Annotated in this window: 28 protein-coding genes and 1 tRNA gene; 18 read left to right on the top strand and 11 right to left on the bottom strand. The window is 60.0% G+C overall.

Features of this window, described 5'->3' with window-relative positions; translation table 11 throughout:
• Window position 1: 1 nt before the first annotated feature.
• Window positions 2-1,735, bottom strand: coding sequence for a sensor histidine kinase (locus E8L22_RS16455; protein WP_136526238.1), 1,734 nt, complete (start codon window positions 1,733-1,735; stop codon window positions 2-4).
• Between the two features lie 583 nt (window positions 1,736-2,318).
• Between E8L22_RS16455 and E8L22_RS16450 the strand changes: the two genes are divergently transcribed.
• From E8L22_RS16450 to E8L22_RS16415, 8 genes are all read left to right on the top strand, one after another.
• Entirely contained in the window at window positions 2,319-2,981 is a 663-nt protein-coding gene (locus tag E8L22_RS16450; protein ID WP_246044720.1) for a thiol:disulfide interchange protein DsbA/DsbL, read from the top strand.
• A gap of 11 nt (window positions 2,982-2,992) precedes the next feature.
• Window positions 2,993-3,700: a protein-disulfide oxidoreductase DsbI gene (dsbI, locus tag E8L22_RS16445; RefSeq protein ID WP_136526236.1), complete on the top strand. Its 708-nt coding sequence runs from the start codon at window positions 2,993-2,995 to the stop codon at window positions 3,698-3,700.
• A gap of 59 nt (window positions 3,701-3,759) precedes the next feature.
• Window positions 3,760-5,640, top strand: a complete 1,881-nt coding sequence (locus E8L22_RS16440; protein ID WP_136526235.1) for an aryl-sulfate sulfotransferase — start codon at window positions 3,760-3,762, stop codon at window positions 5,638-5,640.
• Window positions 5,641-5,737: 97 nt separating this feature from the next.
• Window positions 5,738-6,241: a TlpA family protein disulfide reductase gene (locus E8L22_RS16435; RefSeq protein WP_136526234.1), complete on the top strand. Its 504-nt coding sequence runs from the start codon at window positions 5,738-5,740 to the stop codon at window positions 6,239-6,241.
• Between the two features lie 13 nt (window positions 6,242-6,254).
• Window positions 6,255-7,007: a cytochrome c biogenesis CcdA family protein gene (locus E8L22_RS16430; RefSeq protein ID WP_136526233.1), complete on the top strand. Its 753-nt coding sequence runs from the start codon at window positions 6,255-6,257 to the stop codon at window positions 7,005-7,007.
• A 25-nt stretch (window positions 7,008-7,032) separates the two neighbouring features.
• Window positions 7,033-7,470, top strand: coding sequence for a rhodanese-like domain-containing protein (locus E8L22_RS16425; protein WP_136526232.1), 438 nt, complete (start codon window positions 7,033-7,035; stop codon window positions 7,468-7,470).
• Between the two features lie 34 nt (window positions 7,471-7,504).
• Window positions 7,505-8,419 carry a transporter gene (locus E8L22_RS16420; RefSeq protein WP_136526231.1) on the top strand — a complete coding sequence of 305 codons (915 nt, stop codon included), beginning with the start codon at window positions 7,505-7,507 and terminating at the stop codon, window positions 8,417-8,419.
• Window positions 8,420-8,481: 62 nt separating this feature from the next.
• Window positions 8,482-8,988: a hypothetical protein gene (locus tag E8L22_RS16415; protein ID WP_136526230.1), complete on the top strand. Its 507-nt coding sequence runs from the start codon at window positions 8,482-8,484 to the stop codon at window positions 8,986-8,988.
• A gap of 112 nt (window positions 8,989-9,100) precedes the next feature.
• On the opposite strand, the gene E8L22_RS16410 is transcribed toward E8L22_RS16415, so the two are convergent.
• The 3 genes from E8L22_RS16410 to E8L22_RS16400 all read right to left on the bottom strand — a co-directional run bounded on the left by E8L22_RS16410 (window position 9,101) and on the right by E8L22_RS16400 (window position 11,279).
• Window positions 9,101-9,754, bottom strand: a complete 654-nt coding sequence (locus tag E8L22_RS16410; protein WP_136526229.1) for a DUF6448 family protein — start codon at window positions 9,752-9,754, stop codon at window positions 9,101-9,103.
• Between the two features lie 544 nt (window positions 9,755-10,298).
• Window positions 10,299-10,375: transfer RNA gene (locus tag E8L22_RS16405), tRNA-Met, on the bottom strand.
• A gap of 169 nt (window positions 10,376-10,544) precedes the next feature.
• A complete protein-coding gene (locus tag E8L22_RS16400) occupies window positions 10,545-11,279 on the bottom strand; it encodes an SRPBCC family protein (protein WP_136526228.1) in 735 nt (244 codons plus the stop codon).
• Window positions 11,280-11,752: 473 nt separating this feature from the next.
• Between E8L22_RS16400 and E8L22_RS16395 the strand changes: the two genes are divergently transcribed.
• Together E8L22_RS16395 and E8L22_RS16390 are read left to right on the top strand one after the other, a co-directional pair.
• A complete protein-coding gene (locus tag E8L22_RS16395) occupies window positions 11,753-12,589 on the top strand; it encodes a sulfite exporter TauE/SafE family protein (protein WP_136526227.1) in 837 nt (278 codons plus the stop codon).
• Entirely contained in the window at window positions 12,583-12,897 is a 315-nt protein-coding gene (locus tag E8L22_RS16390) for a DUF1634 domain-containing protein (protein ID WP_246044719.1), read from the top strand. The genes E8L22_RS16395 and E8L22_RS16390 overlap by 7 nt, the downstream gene beginning before the upstream one ends.
• On the opposite strand, the gene E8L22_RS21630 is transcribed toward E8L22_RS16390, so the two are convergent.
• Window positions 12,894-13,055, bottom strand: a complete 162-nt coding sequence (locus tag E8L22_RS21630; RefSeq protein WP_198419480.1) for a hypothetical protein — start codon at window positions 13,053-13,055, stop codon at window positions 12,894-12,896. The two genes, E8L22_RS16390 and E8L22_RS21630, sit on opposite strands and share 4 nt — an antisense overlap.
• Before the next feature lie 249 nt (window positions 13,056-13,304).
• Between E8L22_RS21630 and E8L22_RS16385 the strand changes: the two genes are divergently transcribed.
• Window positions 13,305-13,994: a carbonic anhydrase gene (locus E8L22_RS16385; protein ID WP_136526225.1), complete on the top strand. Its 690-nt coding sequence runs from the start codon at window positions 13,305-13,307 to the stop codon at window positions 13,992-13,994.
• A gap of 71 nt (window positions 13,995-14,065) precedes the next feature.
• Here the strand turns inward: E8L22_RS16385 and E8L22_RS16380 are convergent, their stop codons facing one another.
• The 4 genes from E8L22_RS16380 to E8L22_RS16365 form a co-directional block, all read right to left on the bottom strand.
• Window positions 14,066-14,467: a DUF309 domain-containing protein gene (locus E8L22_RS16380; protein WP_136526224.1), complete on the bottom strand. Its 402-nt coding sequence runs from the start codon at window positions 14,465-14,467 to the stop codon at window positions 14,066-14,068.
• Between the two features lie 28 nt (window positions 14,468-14,495).
• Window positions 14,496-15,668 (bottom strand): pilus assembly protein TadG-related protein, encoded by a 1,173-nt coding sequence (locus E8L22_RS16375; RefSeq protein WP_246044716.1) that lies wholly within the window; start codon window positions 15,666-15,668, stop codon window positions 14,496-14,498.
• 125 nt (window positions 15,669-15,793) lie between these two features.
• Window positions 15,794-17,095, bottom strand: a complete 1,302-nt coding sequence (locus E8L22_RS16370; RefSeq protein ID WP_136526223.1) for an L-lactate MFS transporter — start codon at window positions 17,093-17,095, stop codon at window positions 15,794-15,796.
• Between the two features lie 427 nt (window positions 17,096-17,522).
• Window positions 17,523-17,726: a GSU3473 family protein gene (locus E8L22_RS16365; protein ID WP_136516141.1), complete on the bottom strand. Its 204-nt coding sequence runs from the start codon at window positions 17,724-17,726 to the stop codon at window positions 17,523-17,525.
• A gap of 268 nt (window positions 17,727-17,994) precedes the next feature.
• Between E8L22_RS16365 and E8L22_RS16360 the strand changes: the two genes are divergently transcribed.
• The 3 genes from E8L22_RS16360 to E8L22_RS16345 all read left to right on the top strand — a co-directional run bounded on the left by E8L22_RS16360 (window position 17,995) and on the right by E8L22_RS16345 (window position 20,828).
• A complete protein-coding gene (locus E8L22_RS16360) occupies window positions 17,995-18,486 on the top strand; it encodes a Spy/CpxP family protein refolding chaperone (protein ID WP_136526222.1) in 492 nt (163 codons plus the stop codon).
• A 274-nt stretch (window positions 18,487-18,760) separates the two neighbouring features.
• Window positions 18,761-19,216, top strand: coding sequence for a hypothetical protein (locus tag E8L22_RS16350; RefSeq protein WP_136526220.1), 456 nt, complete (start codon window positions 18,761-18,763; stop codon window positions 19,214-19,216).
• 49 nt (window positions 19,217-19,265) lie between these two features.
• Window positions 19,266-20,828, top strand: coding sequence for a sensor histidine kinase (locus E8L22_RS16345; RefSeq protein WP_136526219.1), 1,563 nt, complete (start codon window positions 19,266-19,268; stop codon window positions 20,826-20,828).
• Window positions 20,829-20,845: 17 nt separating this feature from the next.
• On the opposite strand, the gene E8L22_RS21625 is transcribed toward E8L22_RS16345, so the two are convergent.
• Window positions 20,846-21,022, bottom strand: coding sequence for a hypothetical protein (locus tag E8L22_RS21625; RefSeq protein WP_198419478.1), 177 nt, complete (start codon window positions 21,020-21,022; stop codon window positions 20,846-20,848).
• Window positions 21,023-21,216: 194 nt separating this feature from the next.
• On the opposite strand from E8L22_RS21625, the gene E8L22_RS16340 reads away from it, so the two are divergent.
• The 3 genes from E8L22_RS16340 (at window position 21,217) to E8L22_RS16330 (ending at window position 24,374) form a co-directional block, all read left to right on the top strand.
• Window positions 21,217-22,389 carry a glycosyltransferase family 4 protein gene (locus E8L22_RS16340; protein ID WP_136526218.1) on the top strand — a complete coding sequence of 391 codons (1,173 nt, stop codon included), beginning with the start codon at window positions 21,217-21,219 and terminating at the stop codon, window positions 22,387-22,389.
• A gap of 205 nt (window positions 22,390-22,594) precedes the next feature.
• Window positions 22,595-22,957 (top strand): hypothetical protein, encoded by a 363-nt coding sequence (locus E8L22_RS16335; RefSeq protein WP_136526217.1) that lies wholly within the window; start codon window positions 22,595-22,597, stop codon window positions 22,955-22,957.
• Between the two features lie 61 nt (window positions 22,958-23,018).
• Window positions 23,019-24,374, top strand: coding sequence for an OmpA family protein (locus E8L22_RS16330; RefSeq protein WP_136526216.1), 1,356 nt, complete (start codon window positions 23,019-23,021; stop codon window positions 24,372-24,374).
• A gap of 60 nt (window positions 24,375-24,434) precedes the next feature.
• Here E8L22_RS16330 and E8L22_RS16325 read toward each other — a convergent pair whose 3' ends face one another.
• Window positions 24,435-25,067, bottom strand: coding sequence for a cytochrome c3 family protein (locus tag E8L22_RS16325; RefSeq protein ID WP_136526215.1), 633 nt, complete (start codon window positions 25,065-25,067; stop codon window positions 24,435-24,437).
• A 672-nt stretch (window positions 25,068-25,739) separates the two neighbouring features.
• On the opposite strand from E8L22_RS16325, the gene E8L22_RS16320 reads away from it, so the two are divergent.
• Window positions 25,740-26,507, top strand: coding sequence for a hypothetical protein (locus E8L22_RS16320; RefSeq protein WP_136526214.1), 768 nt, complete (start codon window positions 25,740-25,742; stop codon window positions 26,505-26,507).
• The last annotated feature ends 103 nt before the right edge of the window (window positions 26,508-26,610 follow it).

The following is a 26,610-nucleotide window of genomic DNA, read 5'->3' as shown; positions in this document are numbered from 1 at the left end:
ACTATTTACCTCCCTCGGTTGTTCTGGCGAACTGCAGACAGATGCAGGCGCCATAGCGCGTTTCCCCATGCAGTTCAAAGGACCGGTTCTCCGCCCAGACTTTGCCATGGTCGAGATTGTCGACGATCTGGTGGCACAGATACAGTCCAAGTCCTGTGCCGTCGGCCTTGTCCTTGGTGGTGACATAAGGCTCGAAGATGCGTTTCAACAGGTGATCGGGGATCCCGCCGCCGTTGTCCTGAAAGGTGACCGTCACCACCCCTTCAGCCTCCTCGCTTGAGGAAAGCAGGATGAAGCGGTCCCCTTGCAGCATAGAGAGCTGGTCGCGCGCATTCAAAAGCACGTTAATGGTCAGCTGAACCAGGTCGTTCACGAAGCCCATGGTGTACACCGGCGCCGTGATACGGTTCTCGATGGTGACCCGGCTCTGCTCCATGACCGGTGCAACCATAGCAATGGCACGCTCGACGGAACTTTGCAGCTCGATCAAGGTCCGGCTGCTGCCTGACATAAGCAGCGAACGCCAGTCGTCGATTATGTTCGACATGTACTCGATGTTCTGATTCGCCTGGGTGATCTGCTTGTTGAGCATGGCGTCATCCAGTTTACCGAACTGGTTCTGCAGCCCGATGTTCTGAACGATGAGAGACAGGTTGTATAGAGGCTGCCGCCATTGGTGACCTATGTGTCCCAGCATTTCGCCGAGTGCACACTGCTTCGAGCGCTGGGACAGCATCTTACTCTGATCCGTGATGATACGCTCATACTTTCTGAAACCGACCAAGTTGATACAGAGCATGACGCAGGCGGTGATGGCGAAGAACAGCAGCCATGCATAGAAATAGCCCCAGTGCCGGTTCCGCAGTTCCGTCATGTCGTAGGCGACAAGATACTTGCCGACTTCACGCCCTGCGTTGTCTCTCAGGACCTGGGAGGTGCTCACCAGATAGTACTTGTTCCCGATCTGAATATCGTTTTTCGTCCATCGGAAATCAATCTGTTTTTTGATCTGGTTGAAGAACGCGGCGTCGTTGGCTTTTAGTCTTTTGTAATAGTCATAGACGTATTCTGCGGAATCCGTTTTGTACCCGGTGTCAACTTCAAGGAATTTTCCGTCGGAGAAGATGGCCGTCTTCACGTCGTGCAAAAACCATTTCAGGTTGTAGTGAAAAAACGACAGGTCCACACCGATCTCGATCGTACCCACCACTTCCGAGCGAGCGTCCCGCACCGGAAGAACGGTGCAGAAGTAGAGGGGAACGAGGTTGGTTTCATAGCCGTAGGTGTATTTTTTAGTGGCGAAGACATCCTTGCTCACATTGGGTCGTAAGCTTTCAGGATCATGTTCTATGGATGGCGGGGTCATGTGGTATTTGAGTTTACCGTTGCCGTCATAGATCAGAACCGAGATGACCGGAACGTAGCGTTTCCCGAAATCGTAGAAAACCGGTTCTGCCGCCTTCTCCAGGGCTTTCGCATCGCCTGCCTTCAGCAGTTCGGCGAAGTGTTTCTCTTTTGCGATGGTGCTTACGTAGTTGACCAGGCGCGAGCAGAGGTACTCGGCTTCACTGTCATGCGCATGCTGGATGAAACTATTGATCTTGTTGGCGAAGTAGGCGTAGTCGGAAGTCCTCTTGTGCAGATCCATCAAGGAAAAGAAGCAGAACATGCAGAAGAGCAGCACATAGGTGACGATAACGATACGGCTTTTGCTCGCTTCGAGAAATTGCTTCATAGGGCACCCTCGTCAAAACTGTTCGCTGGTTCGTGAAACGGCATGTCCGGCTTGCACAAAAGCTTCCGCATCCACAGCTGACTGCGCCGGAAAGCCGATTTAGTTTACTTCAATATAACAAACGATGTAAACCGAAAAGTCCTAATCCCCTTCAAGCCTCCCCCATCATCACGCGACTGCACTTACCAACCAGCTTTACACACAGCTCAATTTCCCCGTAACCCCTCAGTTTAGCTGACTTACCAACCTCTCGCTCGCGGACCAGCAGAGCACGGAAATGCTTCTGCAGGAAGCGGCAGCGGCGGCAGCAAAAAAAACGTAAAAAAAATGCTTGACGACCAGCTTTTGGTTTTGTTAAATAAACCAAAAAGCAAAATATGACCTCAAAAGAAACCAGCAAGGCCAGCTAACCGCACAAATCAGCAGTCAGGTTCACAACAACAGTATAAACACGGCAAGCACTATCACCAAACCGGCACCAGGAGGAAAGGAGGGAGACACCGCAACCGCATGTCAAACGATACCGAACGAGGCCAGGAACAGCATTAACAACCATACGTCACAGTCACAAAGGAGAGAGATCATGTTCAAATTCGTCAAAAAAATCGCCGCAAGTTTTGCCCTCGTAGCCCTTTTCGCCGCAACCAGCTTCGCCTTCACCGAAGGGACCGACTACGTGAAGCTCGCCAAACCGATCCCGAACGCCCAGGGCACCCTGATCAAGGTGTTCAGCTACGACTGCCCCTTCTGCTACAAGTACGACAAAAAGATCACTCCGAACCTGGTTCCCAAGCTGCCGAGCGATCTCAAGTTCCGCCCCTTCCATCTGAAGACCAAGGGTAAATACGGCGTTCAAGGTAGCGAGCTCTTCGCAGTACTGCTCCTGAAAGACCAGAAGGCCGGCCTCTCCGACCGCGATCTTTACACCGAAAAATCCCTGCTGAAAAAAGCGAAGATGGCCTACTACACCGCCTACCACGACAAGAAAGAGCGCTGGGATGCGGGCCCCGACGCCTACCTTAAGACCGGTCTCGACGCAGTCGGCATGAGCAAGGCCGAGTTCGACAAGGCAAAAGCGGATCCCAAGGTCAAGGCGCTGCTGAAAGAGTGGGACCAGTCCTATGACGTCGCCAAGGTCCAGGGCGTCCCCGGCTTCGTCGTCAACGGCAAGTACCTCATCATGACCAAGAACATCACCTCCATAGACGGCATGCTGAAGCTTATCAACGAGCTGAAGACCAAATAAGGAGACGCGTCGTGAAACTCTCAGAAATGATCGGCAACTTCAGGTCGGACCCGGTAGGTACCATCAGCAATTGGCAGGACAAGCGGTTTCTCTGGATCTTCATGGCGGGGCTCAGCCTCTTCATGGTTATCCTGGCCCACTCGGTGTTCCAGATCTGGCTCTACATGAGGCCCTGCGAGCAGTGCGTCTACATAAGGCTCGCCTTCTTCGCCATGGCCTTCGGCGGCATCCTCGCCGCCATCAAGCCTTCGAACACCGGCTTGAAGATCGCCGGCTACCTGTTCGCCATCTGGGGAAGCTTCAAGGGTGTTCTCTACAGCATAAAGCTCAACAAGATCCACCACGCCGCCCACAGCGACGACCTCTTCGGCGTGCAGGGGTGCTCCCCGGAGCCCACCTTCCCGTTCCACCTGCCGCTCGACAAGTGGTCTCCGGAATGGTTCAAGCCGACGGGCGACTGCGGCTACGACAACCCGATCATTCCCGACGGCGCGCAACTGAGCTCCATGCAGAAGGCCATCACCGACTTCTACTCCGAAGGGTGGTACCTCTGGCCGCCCGCACACTTCATGAACATGGCGCAGTGCACCGTCATCACCTTCGGCGTCATCCTACTGGCCCTTCTGGTAGCGGCGGGCTGCTGGATCATCACCCTGGTGCGCAAGCGCCAAGCCGCAGCACACGTAGAAACGTCCAGCTACACCGGCAACTTGGCGTAACGACAATCTCGGCGTGAGGGGCGGCATGTCCGCCCCCGACAACAAAAAAGGAGATCAGTATGAACTGTCGAAAAGCAGCATTGGTGAAAACCGGAAGAGTGGCGCGGCTCGTGTTGTGCTCCGCCATGCTCGGAGCGGCGGTACCGACCATGGCGCTCGCCATCGGCGGTGCGAGCGGCCCGCATGTCGACTACCAGGTTCAGGGTAAACTCGGCGAGGTCGTCATGAACCCCTATGATCTCGCGCCCCTGACCGCGATCATCAAAAACGGCGGGTACGTCCTCAAGGACGTCACGGTACGGATCGTCCCGAAGGCGGACGGGCAGGAAATCAAGTACCGCGTCGCCAACAAGCATCTTCTGACCCACGGCGGCATCCCGGTCTTCGGTCTATATGCGGACTACGTCAATACGGTCGAGGTCGAGTACTCGAAGCTCTTCAACGGCAAGTGGGAGCACGCCAAGGAAAGCTACACCCTCTACGCCCCCCCGGTGTATTCCGAGCCGAACGCCACCAAGACGCTGAAGGCCGCCCTCTTCTCCGGGGCTAACGTCAAAAAGGTGGACAAGAAGTTCAGCGACCGACTTTATTTCGTGAACAACTTCCTGCACAAGGCGGGCAAAGGGACCAGGGCGGTCTGGAACAACCCGACCGGCGGCGCACTTGAGTGGAACTACTACCCGCAGAACTTCATCGTCGACACCAAGGGCGAAGTCCGCTGGTACATGAAACCCGACACCATCTACGATCTGAAGTCGATCTACAACGCGGGCGTCATGATGGGCTTCAAGCAGAACAACGACGGTGCCATGAGCTGGGGCTTCGGCCAGCGCTACGTGAAGTACGACATCATGGGCAAGGAAGTCTTCAACCGCGAGCTTCCCGCCGGTTACAACGACTTCTCCCACTCCATGGACAACTCCCCCAACGGCAACTACTTCCTCCGCGTGGCGAGCTCCAACCTGAAGCGCGCCGACGGCAGAAACGTGCGCACCGTGCGCGACGTGATCATCGAGGTCGAGCCTGACACCGGCCTCGTCAAGGACGAGTGGCGCCTCTTCGACATTCTCGACCCGTATCGCGACGTCAACATGAAGGTGCTCGACCAGGGTGCCGTGTGCCTCAACATCGACGCCAGCAAGGCAGGCCACACCATGAGCGCCGAGGAACTCGCCAAGCAGGACGCGAGCGACAAGTTCGGCGACATCGTCGGCGTCGGACCGGGCAGGAACTGGGCGCACGTGAACAGCGTCGACCATGACGCCGAGGACGATTCCATCATCATCAGCTCCCGCCACCAGTCGGCGGTCGTCAAGATCGGCCGTGACAAGCAGGTGAAGTGGATCATGGGCAGCCCCGAGGGGTGGAAGAAGGAATACCAGGGCAAGTTCCTGACCCCTGTCGATTCCAAGGGTAACAAGATCGTATGCGAGGCAGGCGGCTCCAAGTGCCCCGGTTACGAGAACGAAGAGGGTGGTTTCGACTGGACCTGGACGCAGCACACCGCGTTCAAGATCGACAGCAAGTCCAAGGGTGACATCATCTACGTGAGCGTCTTCGACAACGGCGACAGCCGCGGCATGGAGCAGCCCGCCCTGCCGAGCATGAAATACTCCCGCGCCGTCATCTACAAGATCGACCAGAAGAAGATGACCGTCGAGCAGATCTGGGAATTCGGCAAAGAGCGCGGCAACGGCTGGTACAGCCCGGTGACCTCGCTCACCGAATACCAGACCGACAAGGACTCCGTGTTCGTCTACTCGGCGACCGCCGGCGCCGATTTCGACATCACCACCGGCGCATTCAAGACCGACCCGAACCCGTACATCATGGAGTTCAACTACGGCGAGAAAGAGCCGGCGGTCGAGATCCAGCTTAAAGATACGACCGGCTACCAGGCCATGCCGTTCAGCGTGGACAAGGCCTTCACCAACAAGTAATCACCCTGCAAAAACGCCTCAGGTTGAAGGATCTCCTTCAGCCTGAGGCACCGCACAACTCCACCACCCCGGAAACCGCATCAGAGAGGTTGTCACCATGAAACGATTGGTCCGCTACATCTGCGCCTGCCTCATGACCCTGACGGTGCTTGCCGTGCCGGCACCGGGCAAAGCCCAGGATGACGCTTCGGTCCGGATCGGCGCGCCGGCCCCGGACTTCAGGCTCCCCGGCCTCGCCGGCGAAGGCAAAAGCCTCGCCCAGTACCGCGGCAAGATCGTCCTCGTGAACTTCTGGGCGTCCTGGTGCCCCTACTGCCGCGACGAGATGCCCTCCATGGACCGGCTGGTCAAGTCCTTCCCCAAGGGGGACCTCGTGATCCTCGCGGTCAACGTCGAGAAAAAGGTCCCGGAAAGGTTTCGCAAGCTCCCCTTCGCCTTCGATTTTCTCAGCGACGCGAGCGGGTTCGTGCAGCAGCGCTACGGCGCGAACCGCCTGCCCGAAACCTTCATCGTCGACCGCAAGGGAGTGCTGCGGCAACGGGTGACCGGCGGGATCCCGTGGGATTCTTCCCAGGTCGTAAGCTACCTGAAGTCGCTGTAGCGGAGGGACAGCCATGACCTTTTTCGGCTCGGACATCACCTTCTGGATCGCATTCTCGGCGGGCTTTCTCTCCTTCTTTTCCCCATGCGTGCTGCCGCTGATCCCCTCCTACATCACCTACATAACGGGACTCTCCTTCGGGCAGTTGCAGGAAGCCCACCCGGCCAGGAAGGTGCGCCTGACCGTCCTCCTCCACTCGGTCACCTTCGTCCTCGGCTTCTCCGCGGTCTTCATCGGCATGGGGGCTATCGCCGGGGTCGCCTCCACCACCTTCCAGTCGGTCATGAAGGACGGGCTCGTCTGGCTGCAGCGCGCCGGCGGATTGCTGATCTTCCTCTTCGGGGTCCACATGTCAGGGCTGTTCCATTTCGGAGTCCTCCTCGGGGACAAACGGATCCAGCTGCACAGCAAACCAAGCGGACTTGTGGGCACCTTCCTCGTCGGGATCGCCTTCGCCGCAGGCTGGACCCCGTGCATCGGTCCGATCCTCGGCGCCATCCTCGCCATGGCCGCCGGCACTTCCGGTTCGGCCGGCAAAAGCATGTTCCTTTTGGGGAGCTACGCCGCGGGACTCGGCATCCCGTTCATCGTCTCGGGCCTGCTCTTCCACAGTTTTCTCGATTTCTTCAAACGCTTCAGGACGCACATCAGGAAGATGGAGTTCTTCACCGGGCTGCTGCTCATGGTCGTGGGGATCCTGCTCTTCTTCGGCCTCTTCAACACCATGAGCACCGTGCTCTACCAGTGGCTCCCGGCCGGCGTCTGAATCCATCGTAAAGAGGCATATCACCATGAGAACTTTCATCCTTACCGTCTCCCTCCTGATCCTCAGCAGTCTGGCCGCCCAGGCCGCCAACCAGGTCCGCTACGCCCCCCTCACTCCGGAGCTTCTCTCGTCAGGAGTGAAAATCATCGACATCCGCACGGAAAAAGAATGGCGGGAAACCGGCGTCGTGAAGGGCGCCCTCGGCCTCACCTTTTTCCGGGAGGACAAGAGCTACGATGCCGAGGCCTTTCTGGCCAAGCTCAAGCGCTACGTCACCCCCAACGATAGGATCGCCATCATCTGCAGGACAGGGAACCGTTCCGACAAGGTCAGCCGGTACCTCGCGCATCACGGCTTCACCTCGGTGACGAACGTCGACGGCGGGGTGACCAGGGCGAAAGAGGCAGGCGTCAGGCTGGTGCCTTTTCCGCAGGACAACGCTTCATTCACCGCAGTTCGGTAAGCAACCGACGCGACACAGATCGAAGGAGTAAGTCATGAAATTCAGCAAGCGCATCATCCCGCTTTCCCTCGTGGCACTTTGCACCTGCGCCGGCCTATCTTGGGGCGCCGATGCCCCCGCCGCCCCCCGCCCCTTCGGGCCGACCATCTCGGCCTTCGGCCCCGCCGGCACCGGGTTCCCGGTGGGGAAGCTCGGCGTCCTTCTCAATTACCAGTACTGTGAGACCGACGGCATCCGCAAGGGAAGCAACGAAGTGAACGAAAACGTGAAGCTGACCAAGAATGTCGGGGTGGTGAAACTGCGCTACGGCATTATCGAAGGTCTCGACGTCCGCACGGCAACCCCACTTTACGATGTCTACAAGAAGAACAACGTGACCGGCGCAGGGGAGCATCTGGGGTGGATAGGCGACACCGCCATCGCCTTGCACAAGGTGCTGATGAACCAATCCAAAGGGTCGCTTTTCGACCTGGCGGTCGACGTAGGCCTCGTGGTGCCGACGACGGACGTCAACAGCAAGAGCGTCGACTTTGTCGGCAACGGTGCCTGGGGCACCGGCGGCGCCGTGGGCCTCACCTACTCGACCGGGTCGCACCGCCTCGACCAGGAGATCCACGTCTACACCTTCACCGAAGGCTCCCACTCCTACCGCAAGCCGACCTACATAAGGAGCACCAGCGCCTGGGGCTATGCCGTGAACGAGTATTTCGACATGGGGGCTGAATCGCAGTTCGACTGGAACGCCAGCAGCGAGAAGGACGGCAAGAGTCAGAACGACTCCAAGAACGAGTGGTATGCCGGGCCCAAGGTGGCGTTCAAGTACAAGCCCGGCGGCTTCGCGGCGGGACTGGCGGCCATGTTCCCCTTCGCCCGCTGGTATGAAGCCAATACTCCGTCCGAGGGGTACCGCATCGAGTTGAAACTGAGCAAGACCTTCGACCTTTTGTAAAGCATCAGGGCGGGACGACGTACCTGGCGAATGTCGGGAAATACTATGGAGACGGGAAAGTCATGGAACAGCAGCTGCAGCTACGCGATAACCTCGGGTACGGATACGACAGCAGATACGCCAATATCCTCGAAGTCATGGACGACGTCATCTTCGATGCAGAGCACGGTTGTGCGGAAAGGTCGGGAAAGAGGCTCCAGCGTCTACTGAGCAACACCCTGGACCACGCCCGCGCCGAAAATGCGGCCATGCTGGCTACCTACTATCCTGAGAGGACGAGACATGAACTTGATCATATGGTGATCTGCAAAACCATCGCCGCTCTTTGCTGGCGGTGGTCCCGCTCCCAGCAGAGGATGGACGATCTTTATGAGTTGCGCGAAGTCGTCTTGCACCACATCGGAACCCACGACAAGGCTTTCGAGCGGTTTCTGATGGGGATGATGTCCACTCCAGCCGTGCAAGGCTCCATAGTCCGCCGACAACTCTCCTCTTCACTGCACCTCGAGGAATTCCGTTCGAGGAGCGCTAATCGCTGCGGGTTCACCGAGCTGGCCCGAACTCATTGAGCGACAGGCCCGGGCTGAGAACGCTGGTCGTATACAGAAAAGTGCCAGTTGCGGGGATCGCAACTGGCACTTCCTTTTTCATCTCAGGCTAGTCGCCTATTACGTCTATACGTCAATGCTTGTCGGTGCCGTGCTCGGCGTGGCCGCCGTGCTGCCTTTTATGTTCTTCATGTTCCTTATGTTCGCCATGGGCGCCTTTGCCGGTAGCGTCCATGTGAAGCTTTTCCACGTAATGCGTGAACTCGACATACGCCTCGACGAACTCGCGCCCCTTGGCAACGCTTTCGTCCTTGTACTTGTAGGCGTCGGCGGCGCGGTCGTAACGCTTCTTGATGCCCGCCGTAACATCATCGGTAACGAGCTTCACGAGGGCATCAGCTGAACCGCCGGCAAGAGCCTTGTCAGCCTCCGCTACCGCAGGCTCCACCTCCCCCGCAGGTTTCAGTCCCGTGAAAGGGGCGCCCTCCCCCGCACGATGGATCTTCACGAGAGTGGCGAAGAATTTGTGGTGGGCGGCTTCACTGTGAGCGCCTTTCGCTGCCAGCGCCTTGTTGAAGGCAGCTTTGACCGCCTTCTCATCTTTCACTTTTACCCATTTGAGAACGGGGGTGATGTCTTTTGCCTCCAACGCCTTCTGCGCGTCCTGTATGACGGGACCATCAAGCGTGTCACAGTGCGCCGCCGCATAACGGGGCAATCCGAAGGAAACCGCCGCGATTGCGGCGACTCCTGCCAAGGTCATCTTAAGAATATGCATGGTTTTCATGTCGAATATCTCCTGTTGTTTTGCACGTTAGTTATGCCTTTTAGGTAGGAAATTAACTGCAACAACCGGATTATCGAGGAGGCTTATATAGCCTTCGGGCGTAACCGTCAAGTTGCCTGCAGTAGAAAGGGGAGGCAAGCATGCCGGTCACGGCTGGGGTCACAAGGGATGGGGAAGATGGCAGGAGGTAAGGGGAATCAAGTTCGCAGCAGCGGATATCGGACTGATGATCGCCGGTCGAGCCGTGATCGGCGCCGCTGTCCGCATCATGACACAAGTCGGCGTGCGCCGTTTGCGCTGCCGGCATTTCCAGAGTGTATGCACGAACAGTGGCAGGCACAGTCAGAACAAGCATCAGGAGAATGATGGCAACGTTCCGTATGGTCATGCGAATGACGCTCATGATTACAGGAATAGCACTTTGACAGTGACATTTCCTTGATCTGCATCAATAAAACCGCACAACGTTTAGCGCTACGAGCAGACTGGTACACACAGAACGCAAAAAAGGGGTTAGCCTATTCAGCTAACCCCTTGTATGTTTTGGTTGCGGGGACAGGATTTGAACCTGTGACCTTCGGGTTATGAGCCCGACGAGCTACCAGACTGCTCCACCCCGCGTCATTGAGTCCCAACTTGTAACACAGCCTTCACAGCCGAGTCAACCCTTTTGTCAAAAAAAAATTCGACGATGCCGAAAACATCAGTCGGGCACCCTGCACAAAAAGCGACGGGGAAGATGCCACGGCACCTCCCCCGCCTATGCTGCAGCCTTCCACGCCGTCACGGCTTAGGGGAAGTTGATGTCCAACTGGGTGGTGAAGGTGTTCTTGCCGGCCATCGACTGGTCGTTGTAGATGTCGTAGCCCAGAATCACCGAGACGTTCTTGGTGAAGGCCCAGGAGGCGCCGAAACTGAAAGCGCCTACCGTGTTGTCGCCACCCTGATAGTCGGCGGCAACCCAGAGCTTGTCCGAGATCTCGCTCATGGTGCGGTCCCAGGAGAGGAGCACGCCGTCGTTCTTGTCGCCGATCACCTTGTCGTTGCCGACGTAATAGCCGGCGGAGAGGCGCCCCACTACCGGAAGGGTCTTGGCGGCGAGACCGTACACGATGTTGCTGTCGGTCAGGTCCTTCTTGGTGCCGAAGCCGTAACCGCCGAAAGCGAGCGCAGGGGAGCCGGAGAAGAGGGAGTCTTCCGGGGTGCCTAGCTTGGCGTTGAAGGAGAGGGGGTTGCTGTCAAGCGCGTTGATCCCGTAGGTCATATAGTCCACGCCGACCTCGGCCTGAACCTTCTCGAAGGGGAGCACACCGGCGGTGAGCCCAAGGTCGTAGACGTTGGGACGGAATTCGGAACCGCCGGAGGAAGTCCGGGTGTAGTTGTCGATGCCAAGGTGCAGCGACTTGAAGGCCTGCACGTCGGTGGACGGGATCCAGATCTGGGTGGAGGGGGTCGCCATTGCGATCCCGGTGGTTGCGATGGTCAGCGCCGTTGCCATGATGAGGCTTTTGGTGATTCTTTTCATGTCGTTACTCCTTTGTAATTGTTTTTTGTTCTATCTTCTTTGCAACAAACTCTCTCAGACTTTCAGCCTTCCGACTGAACCTCCCCCTTTCACTGAATTTGCATAAAAAAAGGCGCCTCTCACCCGTAATGGAGAGGCGCCTTTGCCTGTCATTCTTCGGCCACGTGCACTACGCTGTGCTTCGTACCGTGCGCTGTAATTAGCAGGAGCCGTGCCAGTTTCTATCCATGCGGCTAACCACCAGTAATCATTAGGCGCAGATGTGGCACCAGCGCCGGACGAAGGCAAAAAAGAGGCAGAGAAGCCCAATGTTTAAGCAGTCTCACCTGCGCACCGGCGCCCGTGAGGAGCGGGGCTCGGAGCGCGTAACATTGGGTTGCTGTTAGCCTTTTTTGTTTGTAAAGGATGCGCGGAAAAGGTAGATTGTGCCGGTTGCAACGCGCCGGCGGTTGCCGGGTCGGAGGGGTTTAAAAGTGGTCATCACCTTCATACTCGTTTTCGTATTAGGGATCGTTGCCGGGGTGGTGGGGGCCATGCTCGGCCTTGGCGGTGGCATCATCATCGTTCCCGCCCTGGCTCTCGGCTTCGGCATGCCGATGCGCACCGCGGTGGCGGCCTCCACGGTCTGCATCATCGCCACCTCGACGGGAGCGGCGGTCGCCTTCCTGAGGGATCGGCTCACCAACACCCGAGTCGCCATCTGGCTCGAAATGGGGACCGCCACCGGCGCCCTGACCGGCGCACTCTTGGCCGGCTGGGTGAACCAGCGCCTTTTGTTCATTCTCTTCGGAGTGCTCCTCGCCTACTCGGCCTACAACATGTTCCGCACCAGGAAGGAGGAGCACAAGGAGGAGGTGACTCCCGACGCCATCTCGCAGCGGCTGAGGCTCAGGGGTTCCTACTACGACAAGGCGCTCGGACGCCGGGTCGACTACCAGGTGAGCCGCACCATACCGGGGCTCATCATCATGTACTTCTCGGGAGCGGCCGCGGGACTCTTGGGGATCGGGGCGGGGATTTTCAAGGTCCCGGCCATGGACCAGGTGATGGGGATGCCGTTCAAGGCCTCGAGTGCCACGTCCAATTTCATGATCGGGGTTACCGCGGCATCGGGTGCGGTGGTTTACTTCGCGCGCGGCGACGTGAAGCCGCTGGTGGCGGGGCCGGTCGTTCTGGGGGTGCTGATCGGGGCGATCCTCGGCGCGCGCCTCATGGTGCACATGAAGGCGAGCAAGATCAGGCTCTTCTTCATGCCGATCCTGGCCTATACGGCGATCGAGATGATCTACAAGGGGGTGAAGTGGTGGTAGGAAACGATCACGAGGCGGGCGCGGAGGTGCACCCGATCGAGCTGGTTCTCGCGCGGCTGTTGCGGCTGGGTTCCCTGATCGCCGCTGCGCTTCTCACGGTGGGGATAGCGCTCATGACGATGGGGATGACCGTCCTCGCACCGAAACTGATCACCGCCGGGCTGCTCGTGCTGCTTGGGACCCCGGTGATGCGCGTGGTGGCGGCAAGCATCATCTTCACCAAGGAGCGGGACTGGCACTTCGCCTTTTTCTCCATCGTGGTGCTCTGCGCCATGGCCGCCGGCATCTACTTCGGCAAGGGGGACTAGCCTTCCCTCTTTTCCTTCGAGGCGGCCAGCTTCTGCTTCGCCCGCTCGGCGATCTGCTTGCGGCGCGGCCCGCTCACGAGCTTCTCTTCCAAAAACGCGATGGCCGCGATGCCGACCGTCACCAGTATCCCGATACCCAACAGGTTCAACAGGAACATCCTCACCTCGCTGCGTTGATTTGCCGCCCCACTCTGCCCCAAAGCGCTCCCACTTGTCAACCATCCCGCCGCTTAGCGAACATATCGCGTGGCATCCGGCTCATTTAGAGCCGCCATATTGGAGTGGCATAATCCTTAGTTTCATGTAAAATAGGCCACCCCTTTTTCCAATGATCTGCAATTGCCCCGGTCCGCCGGCGGCTGAAATAGTTTCGGGGTCTACCCGACACATCAAAAGGAGGAGTTCACATGAAAAGCAGCAAGCTAGCACGCAGGATCGCAATCGCGGCAACGGCCCTGGCGGCAATGGCCGGTATCGCCTTCGCCTCCAGCGAGGGAAGCGGCGTCACCGCCGACCAGGCCCTGCAGAAACTGATGGACGGCAACGCCCGCTACGTGGAAAGCAAGATGACCGCCGGGACGCTGTGCGACGCTTCGGCGCGCGGCAAGCTGGCGAAGAGCCAGCACCCCTACGCCATCATCCTCTCCTGCTCCGATTCCCGCGTCCCCCCCGAACTGATCTTCGACCAGGCCCTGGGCGAGGTCTTCGTGGTGCGCGTCGCCGGCAACGTGGCCGACCCGCTCGTGCTGGGGAGCGTCGAATACGCCGCCGAGCACCTCGGCACCCCGCTCATCATGGTGCTCGGGCACGAGCGCTGCGGCGCCGTCACCGCGACCGTGGCCGGCGGCAAGCCGGAAGGAAACATCGGCGCCATCGTGAAGGAGATCGCCCCCGCCGCCAAGAAGGCGAAGGAGCAGTGCAAGGGTAAGGCGAAGGAGGAGATCATCGAGTGCGCCTCCGAGATCAACGCGAAGGCGGTTGCCGCCCAGCTTCCCAAGCGGTCGAAGCTCCTCGCCAAGGAAGTGAAGGCAGGTAAGATCAAGATCGTCGCCGCCAAGTACGACCTCGACGACGGCAAGGTCACCCTGCTCAAGTAGCCCAGCACGTTGAAAATCAAAGAGCCGCCCACTTTAAAGGTGGGCGGCTCTTTTGCGTCTTGCCGCTTTGGTCAGGGTGCGTCCCCGGCGCGGGGCGGCGGGTGCAGCGTCGGGACCAGGACGGGGTCCAGTTCGGCCATCCGCTCCGCCCCCAGGGAGACAAGCGCCGCGCGCATCACCCCTGCGTCCTCCACAAGCCGCGCCACGTCCACCCCCTGGCAAGCCGCGGAGACCCGGCGCAGCATGTCGCAGGCGCGCTCCAAAAGCCCCTCGGCCCCCTTGAAGTTGCCGTTACGCCAATGGTGCAGCGCTACGGCTATCTGCAGCACCCCCTGGTAGAAGTCCCTCATCTCCCCCTTGGACCCCACCCAGAGTTCTTCGAGCGTCTCGTGGCACTCGAACCAGGCGCCGGAGTTGAACTCCTCGATTGCCTGAAGCAGTTCCTGCGGGGTTTCTTCCCGGCACGGATCCATGGGGCACCTCACGCCTTGGCAACCATTGCTAATCGACCAGCACCGGACGCAACCCCGGGAGGAGGCGCTTATTGGGATCGTTGCAGGCGACGCTGGAGATCCGGTCGATGTAGAGCCCTTCCCCGCCGGGAGTGCAGGCGTTGGCCGGCTGGTCCGCCTGTGCCTGCGCCTTGCCGCATCCCGGTGCTCCCGTCGTGCAGATCCTGCTGATACGCACCAGCGCATACCGCGTCACGGTGTGCTGCTGATAGCTGCCGCCGGGCTCGAAGGCGGAGCAGTCGGTAGCGGGAACGATGAGCCACCACCCGACAAGCCTCCCGTTTTTGTCGTACTCCTTGTTGGAGCGGTCCACCTGCGGATCGTACATCATGGCCTTGATGTCACGCAGAATCGCATCGCTGCCGCTTGCCGCGGTGAAGATCGGGAGACCGCACACCTCCTGGACCGGCATCTCCTGGCAAACGAGATCGGACATGGCGTTCGTGATGGTGACCGGATGCAAAAGGGAGGTGTAGAGATAACGGTTCGCGAGGACGCCTTTTTCCTGCGCGTCCCACGGAGCGTGGCTCATGCGCCGCTCCGGGATGCTGCAGATCTCCGGGAAGGTGCAGGAGGCAGGGGTCGCCTCGGCGCAGATGGCGATGTTGGCGCGGGTCCCGGGGACCAGGGCCGCGGTGGCGACCGGGGTGGTACCGAAGCTGTCGGTACCGCTGATCTTTGCGATGAAGGTCCCGAGGGTGCCAAGGCCTACCGAGCTGCTCTCGGCGGTGCGCCTGGTTCTAACCTGCACGGCGTTCACGGGGGTGGCACCCGGGGTATAGCTGCGGCTGCTCATGTTCCAGAAGCCGACGGTGATGTCGTTGTCGCCGGTGAGCGCGTTGCCGTTGTTGTTGAGGAGTCCCACGAGGGCCGCGGCGTCGTGCTTGCCTGTGACGAGATCGACCGCGGCGCTGCGCGCCTGCGCCTGCACCAGGTCGTTCGCGACCCCGGCAAGCAGTCTGGGGTCGGTCTGGGCCTGCTGGAGGTAGCGCTGCTTGATGTTCTGGGCACCGGTCAACGCCGCCATCTCGGCGGAATGCTGCAGATCCTCTTCGCTTACGTACATGTAGCCGATGTCGATGGCAAGACCTGTCACCACGAGGAAGACGACCAGCATGATGGTGACGTAGCTGGTATCGAAGGCTGAATCTTCTCCGGACACGGGGATCTCCAGATGGGGCGGTGTTTTGTTACAGCCGGGTGCGACATAATAGCATCATCGCGCGAAAAAGGGCCATGCGGAAATCGCATGGCCCTTCTTTTTTACAACATCAGTTGAAAAGCATCCTAGGCGGAAACCTTGACGGCGACCTTCTCGCCCGCCACCTCGGCTGCCTCGACCTCGACCGCTTTCTTCTCACGCAGGAAGAAGGTGATCACGGTACCAAGGGCCAGGCAGGAGCCGGCGAGGATGAAGGACTTGTTCAGGCCACCCGGCTGGGCGTTCATCATCTCGGAGACGCGGCCCATGACGAGGCCGCCCACGCCCCAGGCGCTGAAGAGCACGCCGTAGTTGAGGCCGTAGTTCTTGAAGCCCCAGTAATCCTTCGCGAAGGAGGGGAAGAGGGTCAGGTTGGAGCCGTAGTTGAAGCCTATCAGCGATGCAAGGATAACGAGCATCACGGCGGAACCGGAGCCGACCACGGGGACCGCGGCGAACATCAGGATGGCCTGGAAGCCGAGCATGATGGTCAGGGTGGCGCGGCGGCCGATCTTGTCGGAGAGGACACCGGCGACCACGCGGCCGGAGGCGTTGCCGATCGCCATGATGGCTACCGCCACGAAGGCCATGGAGCCCATGCTGTGCTTGGCGAGACCGGCCACTGAACCGATCACCATGAGGCCGGCGCCGGCACCGATGAAGAAGCAGGCCCACAGCATGTAGAACTTGGGAGACTTGAGCATTTCACTGACCGTTGCGTCGTAACCGGACTTCTTCGCCGGAGCCGCCTGCCCCTCACCCTTCAGTACCGGCTCGGCCGGGACGTACCCTTTGGGCGGGTTGACCAGGGCGAAGGAGAGGCCGCAGACGATGACGGCGAAGCCGGCGGCGAGGATGTACATGGACTGCTGGATGCCGTAGGCGCCCAAGAGGTAGCTTGAGAGCGGGGCGATGTAGACCGGTGCCAGACCGAAGCCGGCGACCACGATGCCTGCTATGAGGCCGGTTTTCTTGGAGGAGAACCACTTGAGTGCCGGCGGGGTGGCGGCGGAGTAGCCGAAACCGAAGCCGGAGCCGGCAAGGACGCCGAAGCCGGTGACCCAGGCGGCGTAGCTGTTCGAGTAACCCATGAGGGTGAAGCCCGCCCCGACGAGGATGCCGCCGATCAGCGCGGTCTTGGCCGGACCGATCTTGTCCTGGCACTTGCCCGCGAGGATCATCGAGAAGGCGAACGCGAGACAGCAGAGTGCGTAGGGATCGTTGATGGAGCTCAAGCTCCACTGGAAGGCATCGGGGCCGCCCTTTTCGATGGACGACTTGATGGCCCCCTTGAAGATACTCCAGGCATACAACACCCCGAGCGCCAGGTTGATACCGGTTCCGGCGGAGACTACCTGCCAGCCCTTGTTAGATGATGCTTGTGCCATGCCTTTATACCTCCATAGTTGGATTTACGACTCTTGCCACAGACCTTAGCAACCTGCATACCAATGTTTTAAAGTTTTGTATATTTTTCATTTCCGCTGCGTTTACGGGACATTACGGCGGAGCGCATGGTCACGGAGCGATTTTTCATCGCGTCCCCTTTTCGCACAACGGCGAAAGCGGTTCGCGCCCGTTTCCGGTACTGTTTTCCCAGTATGATGCGTGATATCAGCAGCTTGGTCCGGAGAGACGGACCCGCCGAGGCGCTTCGCAAATATGCGAAAGGGGCGCACCATGTTTTGCAAAATTGAAAATATTGGCGGATTCGTATAACAGGTAAAGAGGTGTGTGGTGAGACGGTGACTGAAGAAAAAGCAAAGGCCGGCTCCCGTGGGGGCCGGCCCGGTGCCGTGCGGCGCCTGAAAGGGTTCAACAGAACAGCACGTTACCCCTGCGTTCGGGACCGCGATAGACCCTGCCCCCCATCCCCCGCACGCTGTCGACGCCGACCTGAACGCACTCGCCGTCACTACGCAGGAAGGAGACGATCGCCGCCTGTTCTATCAGCTTCTGGAGTTCCTCCGCCTTTACCAGCCCGCGTCTTTCATCTGCAAACACAACCGGAATCTTCATAGCTTCCCTCCTTGAGAGTACTAGCACCCGCGCACGCATCGTTAAGACATCTTAGCAATACGCGAGGCGATGGCAAGAACCCCACAGGCAAAAAAAACCGCCGTGAGTACGAGTGCTGCCGCCTTTGAGCGAAGGACAGCCTCCTGTGACCTTTCCCGTCATTTCCTCACTTCTTCCTCATTGTCTACACATTCGGGAGGTAGAGTATTTCCATCTTCGACAGCAACCGAGAGTCTTAGCACCAAACGAAATACAAAAGGAGTCCGAGATGAAAAGACAAATGAAGCGCCTGGTCCTGTTCGCCTGCATCACCGCCACCACCGTCCTCGGAAGTCAGAGTGCCTTCGCCGGCAATGGCGCGGGGGGAGCAGGGCGCATGGGGGGGTGCGAACAGCAAAAACACAGGGGGCAAGGCGGGATGTTTAGAAAGATGGCCCGCGAGCTCGGCCTGACCGACGCCCAGAAACAGCAGGTGCGTACGCTCTTAGAGGCAGAGCGGAAGAAGAATGCTCCGCTTTTCAATGCACTCGGCACCGAGCGTCGCGCGCTCCGTGACCTCGTGCACTCAGGCAGTGCCGATGAGGGGGCGATCAGAGCCCAGTCCGCCAAGGTCGCCGCTCTGCAGGCTGACCTCGCCGTGGCCCGTGCGGCGGTCGCCAAACAGGTCCTGGCCCTGCTGACGCCTGAGCAGGCAGCGAAGTTCAAGGAGCTGAAGAATGGGCGCGGCATGGGCGGCATGTGCCTCGAGCAGGAGCGCTAGCCCCGAACGAGGCACGCCGCTCGTGCAACTTCTCCACTGGGGGGGAGCCGGGAGGGGACCGGATGAGAGCTCCCCTCCCGGCCACTCCAGGCCACTCCAGGCCACTCCCATCACTCCCATCACTCCCATCACTCCCATCACTCCCATCACTCCCATCACTCCCATCACTCCCATCACTCCCATCACCTCTTTCGGCCTTTCATTGCGCCCCCCCGCATTGTGCATTACCATCCCCTAGCGTAAAATAGGCACTGGTAAAAAGGAGGCCAAAGTCATGAGAAGACCGACAGCGATTCTTTTATTAGCAGCCGCCCTCCTCTCCGCCTGCGCGACTTACCCGGATCCGCAGCAGCAGCGCCTGCAGTCCATGCCGCAGCGGTACAGCCAGTTCGATCTCGTCATGGGATGGGAAGTGAAACCTTCCGACGGCGGGACCATCGTGCAGGGAATGGTGAAAAACGTACGCTACTTCATGATGCGCGGACTGGAGATCTGGGTGGTGCCCCTTGACCCGGCCGGAAAGGAAATCACGCGCAGCGTGACCTACATCATCCCGAACGACCTGCCTCTTGACCAGAGCGCCGATTTCACCGTCAAGCTCCCCGTCCCCGTCACAGCGGGCGAGCGGCTGCGCTTCACCTATAAGTACTGGGGAAGCGACGGTGGCGACGCCAAGGGAGATGGCATGAACTGGATGCAGAGCTTCGTCACGGTGGTCCCGGCAAGGTAGCAAAAGCCCGCGCGCACAGGCGGCGGCAAGAAACGGCGGGGCGGACGTCATGAAAGACAAAGACGACATGGAAATGAAAGCCGCTGGCTCATCCCAGGCACCTACGCCGGAAAGGGACCAGCTCTTCCGTCTGATGGCAGATCAGGTAAGGGACTACGCCCTCATCCTTCTGGACGCCAAAGGGGATATCGCCTCCTGGAACAGTGGCGCCCAGCGGGTCACCCGGTACCAACCGGACGAGGTACTGGGACGGCACTACTCCCTGCTGCATCCAAAGGAAGAGGTGAAGTCCGGCGCACCGCAGCGGGAACTGACGGTAGCGGGGTCGTTGGGGAGCCTGGAGCTGCAGGGTTGGCGGCTTCGCAAGGACGGCGGCCGCTTCTGGGCCTCCATCGCGCTCACCGCTCTCAAGGACGATACCGGCAGCATTCTGGGCTACTCCCTCATCCTCCACGACAACACGGAGCGGCGCGCCTCGGAAGAAGCGATGGTGAAGAGCCGCAACATGCTGGAACGCCTCTTCGAGACGGCGCCGGACGCCGTCGTCGTCGTGGACGGCGGCGGGGTGATCCGCAAGGTGAACCAGCAGGCCGAGGTGATCTTCGGCTACATGCGCGAGGAGATGCTCGGGCAGCGCATCGAGCTCCTCATCCCGAAGCGCTTCCACAAACGCCACCGCCAGCACCTGCGCAACTACTTCGGCGACCCGCGGGCCCGCAAGATGGGAATCGGCCTCGAGCTCTACGGGCGCCACAAAAACGGCGCGGAGATCCCGGTCGACATCATGCTGAACCCGATCGCGGCGCAGGACGCCACCTGGGTCTTCGCCGTCATCCGCGACATCACGCTGCAAAAGCAGGGGGAGGCGAAGATCCTGGAACTGAACCTCACCCTCAGGAACCAGTTGGACCAGCTCGCCGCGACCAACCGGGAGCTGGAATCCTTCAGCTACTCGGTTTCCCACGACCTGCGCGCGCCTTTAAGGCACATCATCGGTTTCGTCGACCTGTTGACCGCGAAGGGGGGGACCAATCTCGACGACAAGAGCAGGCACTACCTCAACGTGATCAGCGGCGCCGCCACGAAGATGGGGATGCTGATCGACGACCTGCTCGCCTTCTCCCGCATGGGACGCAGCGACATGATGAAGGGGTGGGTTGACCTGGGTCTTTTGGTGCGGGAGATCGTGGCGGACCAGCAGGCGGACGCGCAGGACAGGAAGATCGAGTGGGACGTGACCGTGCTTCCGGTGGTGCTAGGCGACGCGGCGATGCTGCGGCAGGTGCTTATCAACCTGATCGGCAATGCCGTCAAGTTCACGCGCGGGAGAGAGGTGGCTAGAATCGCCGTTGGTTCGGTGGAACTGGAAGGGGAAACCGACATCTTCGTGAAGGACAACGGCGTCGGCTTCGACGAGGCCTACGCCAACAAGCTGTTCGGGCTGTTCCAGCGCCTGCATGCCAACGAGGAGTTCGAGGGTACCGGTGTCGGGCTTGCCATCGTCCAGCGCATCGTGCTGAGACACGGAGGACGCGTCTGGGCCGAAGGGACCGTGGACGGCGGCGCGAGCTTCTGGTTCTCGCTTCCGAAAACACCCCCGCCGTCCGTGTGACCCCGCGAGGTGGCGCCCTACAGCTTGTTCCTGAGCGTCTCCTTGAGCTCGAGGATGGCAAGGGCCTGCATGTACTCTCCCAGGAAATCGATGTTCTTGAAGGCCACTCCCTCGCCGAAATAATCGTCGATCTCGTGGATCGCCTGCTTCATCAGCTTCTGTCCCGGGGTCAACCTTGTCAGATCCGGATTCATGTCTTGCTCCGCGTCGTTGTGACTTGCCTGCATGATTAAACATTCTAAATGGGGAGCCCAGAGTGTCAACAACTCCGACGCTCTCCCCTCAGAGATTTAGCTTTACCAATGCGCCGCAATCGGGTTACTCTGTTGCCCCAGAGAACATCACCCGGGCGTCCACGCGCCGCCCCGCAAGCGGAGCACGCCCCGCCATGAAGATCCTGTTCGTTTCCCTGTTCCTGCCGCAGCAAAACGCCTACCATGCCGGGGGACGCTACGTCAATGAGTTGCTGCGCCGGCTCTCGGAGCGGCACGAGATCCACCTCGCCACCCGGTTCGAAGAGGGGGAGGAAGCATCCCTCGCCGAGCTGGCCCCCTACTGCGCCCGCATCCATCCCTTCAGCTACCCGCGCATCTCCCGCAGGGGAATTTTTGGGTCACTGCGCCTTGTGGCCAACTACCTCGCCTTCAGCCGCTTCGCCGACCGGCTCATCCGCACCGGCGACTACGACCTCGTACAGGTCGAATGGGTGGAGACCGCCCTCTTCATCCGGCGTGGAAGAACCCCTATGGTACTCGATGCCCACGACGTCATCACCAAGCCGGCACAGCGCGCCTTCGAGCGCTCCCGCGGTGCGGCAAGACTTTGGCACGCCCTGCGCTGGCGCTTGGTGTGTGGCGTGGAACGCGCCATCATGTCCCGCTTCGACCGGATCTTCACCATGTCCGAATTCGATCGGCGCTACCTGCTGGAACTCGCGCCGCGCTTGGACGTCTCTACCGTTCCCATTCCGGCCGGAATGGACGTGACCGATGTCAGCTATCCGAGGATCCCCGAGCGCCTGCTCTTCCTCGCCTCGTACCGGTACCGGCCGGTGAACGTAGAGGCCGCGCTCTGGTTCCACTCTCGCGTGCTGCCGCTCGTGCGCCGCGAGTTTCCAGGGGCGGAATTCGTCATCGCAGGCTATGGCCCTCCCGACGAGCTGTTGCGGCTGGCAGAGACCGACCCCGGCACCAAGGTCACCGGTTTCGTCGAGGATACCGATCCGGTTTACAAGAGTGCCTCGGTATTCGTCGCCCCCATACTTACCGGCGGCGGCATCATCGTTAAGATCCTCGACGCGCTGGCCGCGGGCACCCCGGTGGTCACCACCAGCATCGGCAACGAGGGGATCAACGCCTCTCCGGGAGCGCATCTGTTGGTGGCGGACACCCCTGAGGCTTTCGCCGACGCGGTGATCTCACTGCTGCAAGATGAAGAGAAAAGGGGGCGCCTGGCCCAAGGCGGCCACGACTTCGTCACCGCCAACTTCAGCATGGAGGCGATTTTGGAGCGCATCGAGTCAGCCTACGCCGAGCTGCAGAAACGGCGCCAGTCCCCTTAGCCGTATCCCGGCACACACAGCAGCGAAAGCACCCGGTCAAAGGCTCTTTGAGGTCGACGCGACGCGCACGCCCCTCCTTTCTCCCGGGGCGAGACTGCTGCCGACGCGGGAGGCCTTGATCCGGTGCCGTTGGATACGGAAAAACAGTTGCCCCGGCAAGGGGTTGCTTGCTATAGTGCCGGGGATTTTTCGCAAAGGAACACCTATGTCCGACATGGAAAACCAGATGGGACTCTTCGAGGCTGCCCCGGCGCCGGTCCCTCCCCCTGCTCCGGCCATGCAGGCAGCGCAACCCGCTCCCAAGGCGCCGGAGGATAGCCCGGCCTCAACGGTACGAGAGGCGCTCGTTAAGCCCTCCCGCCCCAGAAAGGGTGCCGCCCCCGGGCGGAAGAAGGCCCCCCTCTCGAAAGCGGCGCCAAAGGGTGTCTCGGGGCTCGTACCGGAGGGGGACGTACGGCTCACCGCCAACATCCGCCAGGACCTGCACCTGAAGCTGAAGATCGCCTCCGCCTACCGCAGAACCACCATCGGCGAGATCCTCGAGGAGCTCATCGAGAAATACGTGTGACATGGAGCGCGGCAACGCGCCTTGACATTTTTTGCAGATAACCATCCACAGAGTGCCACCTATGCAAAAAACCGCTAGAAAACCGGTATCAAGGATCAGGGCCGCGGCGTGCGCCCTGCTTTTCCTCGCTGCGCTGGCCGACACGTCCCAGGTTCTGGCGGCTGAGACCCCGCACGACTACACCCTGAACGTCTCCGCCGGCGGCCTTAAGTTCTCCGGGCAGGATGAACTGCGCCACAGCCTCGTGTACGACATCAGGTTCGGCTACGACATCGTCGGCACCAGCATTGTGGACAGCTTCGGCATCGAGGGGGGGCTCTCCTACGCCTCCTCCACCTCATCCAAGGACAACACGAAGGCCCGCGCCTACCTGATGAGGATCGACGCCATCTATCCGTTTCTCCCCCGTAAGCGCCTGGTCCCCTTTCTCGCCGTTGGCGCAGGAGGTATGGTGATCGAGCGCCCGACCGCAACCGAGGGATCACCGCTACTGGCCTGGGGCGGCGGGATGAAGTACTTCCTCACGGAGTACCTGGCCCTGAGGCTGGACGTGCGCCAGAACATCCTGTTCAACGTCGGAAGCCGCAACGACTTCCAGTACATGCTCGGCCTCAGCTTCCTCATGGACCGCGACACGAAGATCAGGCGCTTGCCGCTGCCTCCTCCCCCACCGGCAGAGAGAAAAGGGACCGCGGCACCCGCCGTCCCGGTCATCGACTTCGACAAGCAGCAGGAGCCGGGTAAGAAGGCACCTGAGAAACCGGCCGAGCCGGAAACACCGGCGCAGGTTCCGCTTCCCGCTGCGGTTATCGCGGCACCGGTCGCCGCGGTCACCGGTCTGTTGAGCCAGCCGGAGCAACCAAAGACTGCAGCGCCGCAGGAGGCGGTAGCCCCCGCTGCGAAACCGGTCGAGGCCCAGCCCCAGCCCGAGCCCGCCCCGCAGACGAAGGTGCCGGTGAAGGTCGAGCTTGCCGAGCCGTTCGCGGCGCCGCTTCCCGAAGCGTCCTCCCAGGAGATGATCGAATCCATCCTATGCCCCCTCGATCCTCCGGCGACGCAGAAGCAGAGGGTACTTAAGAAACCGTCGACGACCATCTTCTTCGACAACGGCAGTGCCGTGATAAAGCCGCAGTTCATGCCCGAAATCAACAGGATCGCCGCCTATGTAAAGAAGCACCCCGGAAGCGAGGTCCACATCGAAGGGCACACCGACCGCAACGGTATTTCAGACAAGAACGTCGACCTATCGAGAGCGCGCATGATCAGTGTAAGGCAGGCGCTCGTCAAGAAGATCGGCAGGGTGAAGGTGAAGCTTACCGAGCAGGCCTTTGGATGCCGTCTGCCGATCGAGAGCAACAGAGAGGAAAAAGGAAGGTCGAAAAACAGAAGGGCCACCATCGAGGTGACCCCGCCCTAAAAGGGGAAGCAATTGCAGATAAAAGGCGGCGCCGGGAAATTCCCGCGCCGCTTTTTTTCGTTACTTGTTATGGCAGGTGAGGCAGAGCGCGCTGCGACGGTCGCTCATGACGAGGTGGCCGCGTTCCTGGTTGGCGGGATCATGGCAGGTGAGGCAGCCGACCTTACCGTCCACAAAGACCATCTTCGAATTGCCGAAGACCGGCTTGAAATCGCGGGGGTTGGATGCATAGGCTGCGTAATCCATCCCTATCGCGTGATCCTTCGCAGTGCCCTGCATCTGCTGGCGCCGGAAGGGGTCGTTTCTTAGGTTGATGGTGACGTCGCTTGCCCTGGAGCCGTCGTGGCAACCGAGGCAGTCGAGGCTCAGAGGATCAACACCGATGGTGTTGGAAACGGGCTCGTTGTCGTCGGGGAAGAAGGAGGCCGGTTCGATGTTTTGGTACATTTCCTCGACGCTCGCCACCTTCGGGGCCGCGCCGTCCTGATACTGCGCCACCTTCTGCATGTAACGCGCCCGGAACTGCTTGTTCTGCATCTGCACGGTCAGCGCACAGGTTTCGCCGTTACCGCGGGAGGCCACACCGATGGGCTGGAAAGCCGCTGATTCCTTCACTTGGGTAATGGCAGAGCAAAGGGTCATCGCAACAGCGGCCGTCAACACGATCTTGTTTGTTCTTTTGTTAGCTCGCATGTTCCGTTACCTCCTTGGGTGTTTGTCTTACCCATTACAAGGGGGATACCGGAACATGGGATGCCGATCAAAATTTTATAAGCGCTTCAAATTATTCATTATTTCATGCACCAGTCTGACTCTGATGAATCCTGTTTTCAAAAACCTCCTGTTCAAGAGCTGCACACTTTTACCCGACCTATTTTTTCACTTCCCGCTCTCAAGCCCGTGAGGCAAGGGAATCTCCCCTATCCTCCGACCCACCCGGCAGGAGCCCGTCGCCACGCCTGCCTCAGCACGGGGAGTCTGCAACAGCAGGCGCTCCGGCCCGGGACGGGTGGCTATTCAAGTGGCTGGCAGTGCCGGTAACGGTGGGTGTGCAGCCGCCGGGGCGGTGGTGAGCAAAATCTGAACTGCCCGGTCCGTCGCCCCCCTCGCCACGAGGTCGCTGCATGGCTGGCGAGAAAATTGTCATAAAATTCTGGAAAATGATCTGCTTCAGAAGGAACGAACGCTGTGACAGAAGCGCCGGAGATGGAGGCAGCAAAGAGCAGGCATCAGAATAATTTCGGCGGCACAATAATCTTTTAAAAATAGTGGAAATGAGGTAAAAATAGTGGGCGTGTCGCCGGTCACCCGTCGCTTACGGTACATCCACCGGCCGGTCCCATTTAACCAGAGAAGGAGCATTGAATGAAGAAAACTGCTATGAGAATCGCCGTAGGCCTTGTGGCCGTGGCTGCAATGACCGGTTGCGCAGGGACCACCAAGAATGCACGCATGGCACCGGAGCCGCAGAGTGCGCCGGCAGAGGCACCGGTACCGGAACCGGTGCTGGAGGGGAAAGTAGTTGATATGGTGAACGTCGATTCCTACACCTACCTCCTCATCGAGAAGGACGGACGCAGCACGTGGTCCGCCATCCCACTGGCCGACGTGAAGACCGGTGAGCAGATCGCCCTGGTTCCGGGGATCGACATGGTGAACTTCAAGAGCATGACGCTCGGGCGCACTTTCCCGTACATCCATTTTTCCGCCGGGGTCAAAGGTGGCAAACCCTACGCAGTGCCGCAGCAAAAGGACCATGCTGGGCAGACCGCTAGTATGCCCTCCAACCACCCTGCCCTCAACCAGGCTGCGGGTGACGCCAAGGCTGCCGGCGCGATGCCGGCAAACCACCCGCCGATGGGACAGCCCGCAGCGGAGGCCAAGCCGGCATACCAGCCGGTTCTCTCCGGGAAGGTCGTTGAGACCCTGGACTCCAACGGCTACACCTACGTCTGCCTTGAGAAGGACGGGCGCAAGACCTGGGCCGCCATTCCCGTCACCAAACTGAAGAACGGTGCCGAAATCAGCATCTTCCCCGGCAACATCATGCCGAGCTTCACCAGCAAGAGCCTGAAGCGCACCTTCGAGAACATCGTGTTCTCCAGGGGACTGGTGCTCGACGAAGACCAGTAAAGACGCAAGGCATCACGGCAGCACCAAGGAGGGGCCCATCAGGCCCCTCTTTTTTTTGGCTCCGTAAGGATCGCTGTTTCCGAATTCCGTTGCCATTCCGCGC

The organism is Geomonas ferrireducens, from assembly GCF_004917065.1.
Lineage (GTDB): Bacteria > Desulfobacterota > Desulfuromonadia > Geobacterales > Geobacteraceae > Geomonas > Geomonas ferrireducens.
The sequence above is the reverse complement of the archived record's forward strand: the minus strand, read 5'-3'. Positions and strand labels throughout refer to the sequence as shown.